Raw genomic sequence first — 14,174 nt, 5'->3', positions numbered from 1 at the left:
ATCTTTATCAAGACGGTGCGGCGGGGCCGGAGTTTCTTGCCAACATCGTCGAAGTAACCAACGACGACGGTCGTTTCGACTGGACGCCCGCCGATACGCCGGGCATCGGGTACGGGTTGCACAACCTGCGGATCCACGTTTCGCTCGCGGACGATCCGATCGTGTTCGATCGCAGTGCGGAGACGAGTTCGATTCCCGAGCAGGGAGAGGTCTTTTACGTCAATGATCCAACCGTCGGCGACAACGACGAATACACGACCGCCCCGGGATCAAACCGCTTTACCGGTCGGACGCCGGAAACGCCCAAGCCGTTACCGGCCAACTTACTGCGAACGTATGAACTCGGTGCCGGCGACACGTTGTTCGTTGACACCGGAGACTACCTGTCGTTCGATCCGTTGTACCTGTCGGATTCCGGCGGACGATCCGATGATGCCGGATTCGTGTTCACCGGGCCGACCGATGCCAACCGGAACGCTCAAATTCGCCATGCCGATCCACAGACAACGGCACCCCTGATCGAGCTGAATGATTCTGACGGTGTGACGCTCGCGCATCTCGTTCTGGACGATGCCCAATACGGCGTTTTGGTCGGAAACGACAGCCAGAATTTTGCGGCGTCTCACCTGTCGGTCTCCGGGCACGACGAAGACGGCATCCAAATCGATTCCTCCTCCAGTGTTCGTTTCCTGGAGTTTCTTCACGCGAATAACAACTCGGGCCGTGCCGTCGATTCAAACGGAACGCTCGAGCGTTTGAGCGATAGCGTCGCGATCGGAAATGGTTCCGACGGCATTTACATCTCGCGATCAGGACCGATCGTCGTCGAAGCGAACCGCGTTGAACAGAACGACGGTCATGGAATCTGGTTGTCCACCAATAGCACGATGGCATCGATGATCGGACACGCCGATCTGTCGTTGGGCCGGGCCAACATCGTCCGTGACAACCAACGCAGCGGCATTCTCTCCGATGGCGCCGATGTGGTCGGCAACGTGGTTTCCGGACACGGCAATGGTGATGGCATCCGGTCTGAAGACGAGATCATTCACAATGTGGTCTCTCGAAACCGGACCGGCATCCGCGTGGACAGTGGCGGGCGTGCGGTTGAAAACAGAGTCTACGGGAACGAATTCGGCGTCTCGCCGGAATGGGACGCTGAAGTAGTGGGCAACCGGATCTACAGCAATGATGTCGGGATCGCTGACGGGACATGGTTCAGCGGTTCGATCGCCAATAATGTGATCTACGCGAACACCCAACAGAGTGTGCTGCTGGACTACGGTCGTGGGGCGAGCCTGACCAACAACACGATCTACCAGCCGACGGGCGACGGCGTGCGTCTGGTCAACAGCAGCGACATTTCGTTGCGGAACAACATCATCTGGGTCGACGGCGGCGACGCGATTTCCGTCGATTCGAACAGCCAATCAGGGTTTTCCAGCGACTTCAATCTTCTTCACGCCACGGGGCAGGGAAACATTGGTCTTTGGCAGAATATCTCACGGCCGAGCCTGAATGCGTGGCAGTTCGCCACGTCCACCGACGGTGGAAGTCTGTCGCAAGACCCACTGTTCGTCGATGTCGATGGGGGCGACGGAGTCCTGGGTTACGTCCTTGCGGTGTCCGACGGCGGCGATGACGATTTCCACCTGAAGAGCGAATACGGCAGTCTGCACGGCGGCGACAACGTTCCTGTTGAGGACGTTCAGACGGGAATGCCCGTTCGGCTCACGTCGTCGCTGGTCACGGATGCCGAGACGTCGCCCGGCATCGACCGTGGTGACGATGCCTCTCCCTTTGCGGCCGAACCGGCGCCGAACGGGAACTTTATCAATTTGGGGGCCTACGGAAACACCGCCCAGGCATCGCGAAGTCCGGTGACCTACGTGCTTGTGATCAGTCCCGATGGAGGGGAAGCGTGGCCCGCGAACCAGACCTTTGAGATTCGCTGGCGGTCGCACGCATTTGATTCGACCGTCGATATCGAACTCGGACACGAGCAGGCCGGTTCGTTCGTGTCCGATGTGGTGATTGCCGATGATACTGCCAACGACGGCGAGTTTGGGTGGCTGGTCCCGGAATCGATACCGCCGGGCGACTACCTGATCCGCGTCACGCGGGGCGATGGCGGATTTGACGTTTCCAATCAGTCGTTCGAATTAAGCGGCGTGGTTTCGGCGTACTATGTCAACGATGCGATTCTGGCGGGCGACCAGTACACGACCGCCCCGGGTGACAACGCCAACAGCGGACTGTCGCCCGATGCACCCAAGGCGACCGTTCAAAGTGTGCTCGATACTTATGACCTTGGCCCAGGAGACATCATCTACGTCGATACCGGTGAGTACTTGCTGTCGACAACCCTTTCGATCACCGACAATGATTCCGGTGTTCAGATTCAGGGGCCGACCGGCGGAGGTCGCGCGATCTTGGACCGCGGCAACACGTCGGAAAACGTGATCGAGTTTGCCGGTGTCGACGACATCGTCATCGCCGATCTTGCGATCACCGGCGGGGAGAATGGGCTGTTCGCTTCCAGCGGTTCGAACAGCGAAAACGTTCGACTGCAGAACCTGCAGGTCTACGAAAATGATCGCTACGGCGTCTATTGGCATCAACACAATGACAACCTGAAACTGATCAACAGCGAGGTGTTTGAACAGCAGCACGGCATTTACGTGTACCGAACGGCGGCCACGATTCGCGGCAATCGCTTGTTCGATCATACCGGCAGGGGCATCTGGGTCGAGACCCTGTTGGATCCGATCGTGATCGCCGAGAACACCGTGTACGCCAACTCGCTCGGGATCCATGGGATCGGCAACTTCTCGGATTCCGATCTGCTGTTGATCGAGGGCAACACAGTTCACGGCCATTTCGATACATACGGGATCTACCTGATCAATGCCGAAGCCGTTGGAAACACGGTTTTCCAAAACCGGGCCGGGATCCAGGCTGATTCCCGCACCGTCGTGCGCGACAATCATGTTTACGAAAACACGACCGGCATCGAACCACGATGGGATAGCGTTGTCAGTGGCAACCGAATCAACGGCAACGTGACCGGATTAGATTCGTACAATCAGTTCTACGGTTCCATTTCTAACAACGTCTTTGACAACAATGGCCTTGCGATCCGACTTGACCAGAACGGCAGCGGCAGCGACGTCGTGGAAATCCAAAATAACACGTTCGTGCAAGCGACCGGGGACGCGGTCGCCGCCGAAGGTGCCGCGCAGACGCGTTTCATCAACAACCTTTTCGTGGTCGACGCCGGGAAAGCCTACGCGGTCGAAAGCATCGCCCAAGAGCAGTTCCACAGCGACTACAACCTGTTCGATCTTGGGCCGACCGCCGGCGTCGCCGACTGGGCCGGAGTGGCTTATGACGACCTAGCGGTCTGGGCGGGCACACTGGGCTTTGACACCCATTCGCAACTTGGTGATCCGCAGTTCACAGACGTCGATGGGGCGGATAACGTTTTCGGCTTTGACCCTTCACCGATCGGCGCGGCGATCATCGTCGACAACGGCGAGGCGGGTTTTTCGACGACGGGGACGTGGTCACCGGAGTCGCATCCGAGCTACGATTCCGGACACGTCGTGGGGAGTAACTCGCCAGAGGATGTCGCGAGTTGGCAATTCACGGGACTGGAACCGAACGCGACGTACGCTGTGTCGGTGACATGGGGCGAAATCAACTATCAATTCGAGACCCAAGCCCGCTACCGCGTCGTCGATCCGACGATCGGACTGCCGATTCACGGGCGGATCGTCTCGCAATACGTCAAGCCGAGTGAAACGGCAGGGACGTTTGCGGCCGACGGCGTTCATTGGTTGCCATTGGGCTTCGTCACGGCGGGCGGCAGCGAATTGCAGGTCCTGCTGGACGACTTCAACACGGGGTTCCGACCGGTGTCGGCCGATGCGGTTCGTTTGCAGCGGATCGTCGGTGACGGAGCGGTGGACGACGACTTCCACCTGCTGGCGTCGTCACCCGCGATCGATGCGGGCGATCCGACCAGTCATACGATTCTGGAGCGTTATCCCAACGGCGACCGTATCAACGTCGGTGGTTACGGTGGAACGGCCGAAGCGACGACCAGTCCGACGCGGGTGCTGCACGTCGATTATCCCAACGGCTTGGAAAAGCTCCGCGCCGGCGACACCGAAACCATCGTCGTCGGATCGTCGGGACTGACGAGCACGCGTTGGTTGTTGACGATGAACACGGGCGGCGACAGCGTCGGTCGGTGGACGGAAGATCGATTCGAGACAAGCAACGGTGGGCATGTCAATCGAACGGATCCGGTCGACCTGTCGTCGGTGACGCATCCGGCACCCGAAGCGGTGTACCAACAGTCGATCCAAAGCAATGCCGGCCTATCGTACGCGTTTCCCGTGCCGGACGGCAACTACGAGGTCACGCTGCACTTTGCCGAGCCGCAGTACGCCTACCCGGGCGGCCGCGTGATGGACGTGTCTTTCCAAGGCGAACTGGCGATCGACGACTTGGATCTGTTTGCGTTGACCGGTGCCCGGTACAAGGCTTACACGCAAACCGTTTCCGTCACGGCGACCGGAGGCTCAGGCATTCGGCTCGACATCGCAAGCGTGACCAATGCGGCGATTCTTTCGGGAGTCGAGATCACGACGGCAGATCCGCAGGGAGTGAACGACCCGCTGATCGATCTGCAAGTGTCGACCGATGCGGGCGCGACATGGAGCACGTTGGCGACCGACGTCAGCCTGGATCGACGTGGCACGGCCCGCTTCGATTGGACGATTGATGCGTCGCTGCAAACGGTCGGTGCGACGGCCTTGATCCGCGCGACGACATCCGGGAACGTCGACGATGTTTCCGACTCTCCCTTTACGATTGCTCCGGCCGGCAACCAGTACTTCGTCAACATCGCCGACGACCAAGACTTCGGTGACAATCAGTACACGACGGCGGCGGGCAATAACGCCAATGACGGCAAGACGCCAGCCACGCCGATGTCCGATCTCGCGTCGTTGCTGCGAACCTACGATTTGGGACCCGGCGACACGGTGTTCGTCGATGTCGGCAATTATGCCATGCCCAGCACCGTCCGCATCACTCCCGATGACAGCGGCGTTTTTGTCCAGGGCCCGACAGGCGGCGGTCAAGCGATCATCAACCGCGGAACAGAGACACAGAATGTGTTCGAGTTTGTCGGCGGTGACGACGTCACGATCTCCGACCTGGTGATCACCGGCGGGGACGCCGGAGTGTCGGCCGCGGCCAACATGATCAGCGAAAACGTCCGACTGCAGAACCTGCAAATCTTTGGCAACAAAGATTATGGGGTCTATTGGTACAACGCCAACCACGGACTGGAATTAATCGACAGCACGGTGTTTGATCAGTCGCACGGCGTTTACGTCTATCGTTCCGAGGCGACCGTTCGAGGCAACCGAGTCTTCGGCCATTCAAGTAACGGGATCAATGTCGATAGCAACGGCGAAGCGATCACGGTCAGCGAGAATTTGGTTTATGCCAACCGACATGGGATCGCGGGGTCGGGTTATTACTCGGATCCACAAGCAGTGCGGCTGGAGGCGAATACGGTCTACGGCCACTTCGACGGGATGGGGATCGATGTCACGACGGCCGAAGTCATTGGGAACACGGTGTTCCAAAACGCGGTCGGCATCGATGCCGAATCGAATGCGTTGGTGCGTGGCAATCATGTGTATAAGAACACGGTCGGGATTCGACCGAGGTGGGAGGTGGTCGTGGCCGGAAACCGCGTCAACGACAATGTCACGGGGCTTGATTCCCATTCTCAGTTTTATGGATCGATTACAAACAATCGTTTCGACGGCAACACGCTGGCGGTGAATTTGAGCGGCGGCAGTAGCGGCCAGGAAATCGACGTCGTCAATAACACGTTCATTCAAACGAGCGGCGCTGCCGTCACGATTTCCACGTCAAACGAAATCCTGTTCTTCAACAACATCTTTGTGATTGGATCGGGCATCGCGTATGCGGTCGAGGCCTCGTCCCAGGAACGGTTCCATAGCGATTACAACCTTTTCGATCTCGGGCCAGGCAGCGCAATCTCGGACTGGGGCGGTGTGCCGTTCAACGATCTGTCGACTTGGGCAGCGACCTTGCTGTTTGACACCCACTCGCACGTCGGCGATCCGCAGTTCGTCGACATTGACGGCGGAGATGATCGCCGCGGGTTCGACTCGACCGCGATCGGCACGGCGATCATCGTCGACAACGCGGACCTGGGATTTTCGACGACGGGAGGGTGGACTGCCGGCAGCGAAACCAGCTATCAATCCGGACATCTGGTCGCCGATGGGACGGAAACCGATACCGCGACGTGGCAGTTCACGGGCCTGGAACCGGGCGCGACGTATGCCGTCGCGGTGACGTGGGCGGAGCGAGACTACGTTTACGAAACGCAGGCAAGGTACCAGGTGCTGGACCCGACGCTGGGGTTGCCGACGCTCGCTCGGGATGTTTCACAGTATCGCAAGCCGAGTGAAACGGCAGGCACCTTTGCCGCCGACGGCGTGCATTGGTTCCCCGTCGGATTCTTAACGACGACCGGCAACGAACTTCGCGTGAACTTGAGCGATTTGACGCCCGGCAACAACCGCGCGGTTTCGGCCGACGCGGTTCGTTTGCAACGGTTGGGCGGCGATGGTGCCGGCGATGATGATTTGCATCTTCTGCCGACGTCCCCTGCCGTCGACGCTGGCCATCCGCTCAGCCACTTCGTCGCCGAGCCGTACCCCAATGGCGGTCGGACGAACGTGGGCGGGTACGGCGGGACGATGGAGGCGGCCACCAGCCCGACGCGTCAGCTTTACGTCGACTATCCCGATGGGCTGGAAAAACTGCGTGTGGGCGACACCGAAACGATCATCGTCAGTTCATCGGGGTTGACGACGACGCGCTGGTTGATGGCGATGAATGCCGGCGGCGAAGGGATCAACGGCTGGTCCGAGGATCACTTTCAAGCCTCGGCGGGCGCGACGGGATTGAACAGTGATCCGATCGACCTGTCCGGCGTCACCCATCCGGCCCCCGAGGCGGTCTATCAACACAACGCCCAGCACGGCGTCGGGTTGTCGTACGAATTCCCGGTGCCCGACGGGGACTACGAAGTCACGCTTCACTTCGTCGAGCCGACCTACAACTACGCGACTGCGCGGATCATGGATGTTTTGCTTCAAGGCCAACTGGTGATGGACGACTTCGACATCTTCGTCGCCGCGGGGGACCGGGACAAGGCTTACGCCCAGACGATCCCGGTGACAGCGAACGGCGGGGCGGGCATCCAGTTGGAACTCAGCACCGTGGCTCGCTCCTCGATCCTTTCCGGTGTGGAAATCACAGCCGTCGATCAGCTCGGCGTCAACGATCCCATGATTGACCTGGATGTCTCGATCGATTCCGGCGCGACGTGGACCACGGTGGCGACGGACGTCCCGGTCGATCATCGTGGGGCGGCACGCTATGAGTGGGTGATCCCGGAATCGATGCAAACGCTCGGTGCGACAGCCCTGGTCCGCGCCCGAACATCCGGCGACCTCGCAGACATTTCGGACACCGCATTGACGATCGCGCCGGCCGGTACCAGCTACTACGTGAATCTTGCGGACGACGTAGACCTGGGGGACAATCAGTACACATCGGCCCCCGGGGATAATGCCCACGACGGCAAAACGCCGATGACACCGATGGCGGATCTGACGGCGTTGCTAGGAATCTACGAACTGGGCCCCGGCGACACCGTGTACGTCGATACCGGCACGTACGCGTTATTGGATTCGGTGCAGTTCTTCGCCGACGATTCCGGCGTGACGATTCAGGGGGCGACCGGCGGATCGCGAACCATCCTGGATCGCGGAAATCCGAGCAGCGGAGTGCTGAACAATGTCATGAACTTCGAGGGTGCGGACGATGTCACGATTCGCGACGTCGAATTGACGGGGGGACATTTCGGAATCCATGCGGCGGAATACGCCGACAGCGAAAATGTTCTGCTCGAGCGAGTCGAGGTCTTCGGCAATACCAACGCCGGCCAATGGAATCGCTTCAATGGTAGGTTGTTGGTATCCGCCAGCGTTGTTCGCGACAACCAGAACGGACTACGTGTCGATCGATCGTCGGCCGACATCACCGGCAGCGAGTTCTTTGGTCACGCCGGCTTCGGTCTTTCGGTGCAGGGCGAGCAGGACGCTGACATCTACATCGCCGATAATCTTATCTATTCAAACGCCGACGGGATTGACGCCAACGGCACCGTGATCGTCGAAGGCAACATGGTCTTCGGACATCTCAGCGGAATCGGAATTGCCGGCGGATACAACACCACGGTGACCGATAACATCTCCTACGGAAACGAGATCGGCATCGATCTCGAATACGGATCGGCGCTGGGCAATCGGGTTTATGCAAACGGTACGGGGGTCAGGCCGCAGTGGGAAAGCCTGGTCCGGCAAAATCGCATCTATTCCAACGATATCGGGATCGACACGCAAAGCAGCTTCGCCGGAGAGGTATCGCACAATCTGATTTATGACAACCGAGACGTCGCCGTTCGCTACGACAGTTCGTCCGCCGATAGCGATTTGATCAACAACACGATCATTCAACCGATCGGCGATGCGGTGGTGATCACCAATCGCGGCAAACGACTTCAGAACAATTTGATCGAAGTTAAGCAAGGCAGTGCGATCAGTGTCGATGCGGTGTCGCAATCACAGTTCGAAAGCGATTTCAACCTTTACCATCTCAACGGCGCCCAGGCATCCGTCATCGACTGGGGCGGCACGGTCTATGACACGCTTGCAACTTGGCAGCCGATCGCAAATCACGATTCGAATTCTCGACTCGGAGATCCGTTGTTTGTCGATCCCGATGGTGCCGACGACGTACTCGGATATGACGTCAACGGACTCGTCGACTACGGGAGCGATGACAATTTTTACATCAGTAAGAACTCTCCCGCCATCGACGCCGGTTCGGGATTGGGCCGTCGGATCGATCTGTTCGATGCGCCGGACGTCAACGATCCGGTCGCCGACGATGCCGGCGCAACGATTTATCTTTCCGATTCGGTGTTGTCGGAAGTGTATGTCCCCCGCGCCGCCGGCGTGGCTCAAGGGTGGAAGGCGGATGACGCGTCGTGGGATCTGGCGTTGCCGTTCGCGTTCGAATTTTACGGCACGCCCTATTCTACCGTTACGGTTTCTTCGAACGGATTCTTGCAATTCGGCGGAAACGCCGATGCCGCAGGTGCGAATAACTCGGCGGCTGCATTGGGGGCGGCGGCCAGGATTGCGCCGCTGTGGGACGACCTGACGACCACCGGTTCCGGCGACGACATCTACGTCGATACCACGGTCAGCGGCGAAGTCGCGATCCGCTGGGACGCGACGCACGTCGTCTCCGGCTCGCCCGTCCATTTCACCGTGACACTGACGGACGCCGGATCATTCCGTTTCGACTACGGAGGCGGAAACATCGCCCTGACGCCGACCGTCGGGATCTCCGACGGAACTGGACGGGTTCACATGGCTCCGTCGCACGACACACAAGACTCGCTCACCAACGTTGATTCGCTGTTGTGGACGGTCTCGCCCGCGACCTATTCAGCCACCGTCGAGGCGGCGGGGGCGTTTCCCGAGACGAGGGTCGGATTGGACCTGAAGTCCGATGAAGAAACGCGGGTCTTAACACTCCCATTCGCATTTCCGTTTTTTGGTCAGACCTACACCGAAGTCTCCGCTTCCACCAATGGATTCCTCGACTTCAACACCTCGGTCGGTCCAGACTACATCAATAGCGACGCATCCCTGATCGATGATGTGCGGATCGCTCCGTTCTGGGATGACCTGACGACCGTTGGAGCCGACGCGGATGTGTTCGTCGATTCCTCTGTCTCTGGTCAATGGACGATTCGCTGGAAAGCGTCACCCTACGCTACCACCTCCCCGATCAACTTTTCTGCGACGCTTTTCGAAGACGGCCGGATCCGCTTTGACTACGGCACGGGCAATCAAAACTTGACGCCGACCGTAGGCATTTCGGCGGGTGATGGAACGGATTACCTGCTGATCGATGGGTACAACCAAGCGGCAAATCTTGATGCCGCCGATTCGATCGTGCTGTCGCCGACGACCGCGGTGAACTACGAGGTTGAATCGAGCGACACGGACGCATTTTACCTTGCCAACGGCGTTGCTCAGGGTTGGAACTCGTGGTCCGCTTCATGGGACTATACCCTTCCGTTTCCGTTCTCGCTTTATGACACCCAGCACACCACGGTGCAGGTGGGAGCCCGCGGAATGCTAAGCTTTGGCAGCTCCGGATGGCTGGGTGATGCGGCTAATAGTGAAGCAAAGCTCAAGCAATATTCGTGGATCACCCCCTTCTGGGACTCACTGCGAACCAGCGGTCCCGACGACGACATTTTCATCGACGATTCACGACCCGATCGCGTGACGTTCCGTTGGGATGCAAGTCTGGTTCGTGACGACGGATCGGTCGACGATCTCGATTTTGCGGTGACACTGTTCGCCGACGGTCGCGTCTCGTTCGATTATCTCGGCGGCGTCGACGAGATTTCACCCACGACAGGTCTCTCCAATGGCGATGAAGTTCGATGGGAAGTCGGCCGACTCAATGACGTGCAGCAGATTGTCGACAACTTGAGCGAGCAATTCACGCCGGTCAGTGGCTTCGGAGACATCGGCGCGATCGAATTCCTGGGGTCGAGTTTGGATGTCACGCCTCCGGTCGTTCTGCGTGCCGACATCGTTCCGGGGATTGTCGTCGGTGGAACCACGTATGAGCTGGAGATCGAGTTCAGTGAGCCGGTCAACCCGATCGATGCGACCGCCATCCGCAATTACGAACTGAGGGATTGGGGCGCGGACGCCGCCTTCGGAACCGGCGACGACGTGATCTATGAATTGACCCCCGGATACAAGTTGGGCGAAACCATCGTACGAGTGGGAATCGATGTCGACGGTTTTCTGCCGGATCGCCGCGTGAAGTTGACAATCGATGGCACGGCCTCGATCCATGACACCGCCGGTATCAAACTCGACGGCACCGCAACGGGGGTCGCCGGCTTGGATTTTGTCCGAGAGAACCAGGGACCGGTCCTGGTCGACGTGCCGTCGCAGTCGGTGATCGAAGGCAATGAGTTGGTCATTGCCCTGTCGGCGTCGGATCCGGAAAATCATTTGCTGGAATATGGACTAACAGAATCGGTACCGGCCGGCATGACGATCGACAGCGCGACCGGTGTCATTCGCTGGATTCCGAATGTGGCAACGGTGGATGAGACGCTCACGGTGACGGCATGGGTCAAGGACGATGCTTTGCCGTCGGTGACCACGTCCACCACGTTCGAAATCGAACTCCAGGCGGTCAACGACAAGCCGACGATCACGCCGGTCGTTGCGCAAACGATCGACGAAGACGGTTCGACGCCCCCGTTGCTGTTCGAAATTGACGACGAGGAATCCGGCGCGGAGGGCCTGCAGATTTCGGCAACCTCGAACAACCCGAGTCTGATCGATTCCGCGGGAATCGTCTTGGCCGGCAGCGGAATCAGCCGGACCGTCACGATCACTCCGATCGATGACGCGAACGGAAATGGCGTGGTCACGATCACCGTTAGCGACGGTGAGGCGTCATCGACGATTGAGATCGATGTGACTGTGACCGCGGTCGACGACCCGCCCTCGATTCAGGGAGTGCCCGATCAGGTCCTGATCACCGGTGCGACCGGTGTGCCGATCCCCTTGCAGATCGCCGACATCGATACCGCGGCAAGCGGGCTGACCGTGACGGCGACATCCAGTAACCAAACCGCGGTTCCCGATTCGGGGCTGGTGATCGGTGGAACCGCCGAAGCTGCGGAATTGCAAATCACGGCAGGCGGCGATGCCGGTGTGTCGTTGATCACGGTCACGGTCAGCGACGCGACCTCCAGCGTATCGGTCAACTTTCAGGTCGACGTTCAATTGCCGCCGACGGCCTCGATCGGGAATTTCGTCTGGCAGGACCTTGACGGCAACGGTGTCCAGGATGTCGGCGAGCCTGGGGTTCCTAACGTCACACTCAAACTGTTCGGATTCGGACCCGACGATACCTTTGGCACCGCCGATGACGTCGAAATCGATTCCGCCCTGACGGACGTCAACGGCCGCTACGAGTTCTCCGAAACAACGGCCGGTGTTTACTACGTTTCGGTCGTCGATGCGCACGGAATGACTCCGACCGTTCCCAATGCCGGCGCGGCCGATTCTGATAGCGACGTCAGTCCGCTGACGCGACGGACCAATCCATTCTCCTTCGACGCGATTTCCGACGATCTCACGGTAGATGTCGGACTGCTGGGCGCGATCGGGGGACTCGGAGTTTTGGGCGACGATCTTTCCGACGAATACGAACACGAGACCTATGACTTCGCCCACAACTGGATCGAGATTGCTTCGCAGTACCGAGGTATTCATTTCGGAACCGACGGTGCTTGGGGGGGGATTCGCCGCGATGGATATGAGTACAATTGGTCGCAAACCGGTGCGACCACGGCCGACCTGATCGATGCCAACGCCCACAACGCCTTGGCAGCACAGGTGACATCTGGCGCCGTCGACCACGTCGTGATTGCCGTCGCGCAGAACGATTTCTCGCCGGCCGGTGTGGCTTACCAGGGCATTTACGCCGGCACCTGGACACCGCAGCAGATCGACGACTATGTGGATGCGGCGGTGATTCGCGTCGAAACCATGATCGCGGCGATCCGCTCGGCGTCGTCCGACGTCCCCGTCGTGGTATCGGGCATCGTCGATCTCGGCCTGACGCCCGGCATTCGTCAGGCCTTTCCGCTGGATGCTCGACGCGAGGCCGTCGGTGCGGTGGTCGACACTTTCAATGCGCAAATCCGGCATGCCGCGGTCGCCGCCGATACCGTGTTCGCTGACCTGCAACGTCTGAACATCGATCTGTTCGGGACTCATGCCGCGCCCGTGATGACGTTTGACGTCGGCGGCGTATCGATTGCAAACGCCGCCGGAACGACGCCGGAAGCCGCGTACGTCAGCGATGGCTACCATCCGAATTCGGTGCTCAACGCGATCATCGCGAATCTGTTCTTGGAAGGCTTCCACGTCGGTTATGGAGTGAACATCACCGGCTATCAGTCGACCGAGCAAGACGTCGCCGAGTTACTGGGTGAGTCCTACACCGGTCAGACGTTGAATCTGGATTTCCCCGCCTACATCGTCGTGCCGAATCATCCGCCTGCCGATGTGACGTTGCCCACGAACCGGATTCCGGAAAACGTGGACACGGCAACCCGCAGTTTTGTTTCCGACATTGTCGTCGATGATTCTACCTGGGAAGACAGTCACACGCTCGCGCTGGTCGCCGGCGCAGGCGACGACGACAACGACACCTTCGAAATCGTGAACAATCAGCTGTTCCTGCGAGTCGGCCAGGTCGTGGACTTTGAAGCGAAATCTCAGCTTCAATTGCGGATGCGAGTCACGGACCAGGCAGACAACACGCTTGAAAAAACACTGGAAGTTGAAGTCCAGAATCTACCCGAAGTCAAGTCGGTGGAGATCAATGGAGGTGACAATAGCCGATCGCAAGTCACGTCGTTAACGCTCACATTCGACGGCCTGGTGGATCACGCCCAACTCGCATCGGCATTCACACTCACCAACCTCACACGGGGCAGTGACGTCGGTGTTGTTGATGTGTCAACCGTGGACACGGCCGGCGAGTCGGTGGCGACGCTGACGTTTGCCGGCTCATCCACGGTTTCACGCGCGGGGGCGGGCCCGATGGGGAACTCGCTCAGCGACGGGAGGTACCAGTTGCGCGTCCACGGCGCCGCGATTCAATTCGCTTCCGGAGGCGTCTCGATGGGGGCCGACACCGTGTTCAACAGTTCGAATGTGGACCGCTTCTTTCGCTTTTTCGGTGATTCCGATGGTGATGCCGACGTCGACGGGCAAGACTACGGACGGTTCGGACTCACTTTTCTACGCAACGCAGGTGATACGCTGTACAACGGAGACTTCGACAGCGACGGAGACGGAGACGTCGACGGTCAAGACTACGGTCGGTTCGGACTGAGATTCCTGAAGACCATCTAG

The 14,174-nt window shown here is 59.3% G+C and carries 1 protein-coding gene (only partly in view); it reads left to right on the top strand.

Annotated elements, in window-relative coordinates:
• Positions 1-14,174 carry the 3' portion of a right-handed parallel beta-helix repeat-containing protein gene (locus H1B37_RS09535; RefSeq protein WP_182866417.1) on the top strand. Its footprint begins 15,112 nt before the window's first position, so 14,174 of the gene's 29,286 nt are visible here — the last part of the coding sequence; its start codon lies off the left edge, out of view; its stop codon occupies positions 14,172-14,174.

Source organism: Stieleria mannarensis, from assembly GCF_014154935.1.
Taxonomy (GTDB): domain Bacteria; phylum Planctomycetota; class Planctomycetia; order Pirellulales; family Pirellulaceae; genus Stieleria; species Stieleria mannarensis.
Note: the sequence above shows the minus strand (reverse complement) of the source record. Positions and strands in the feature narration are given on the sequence as shown.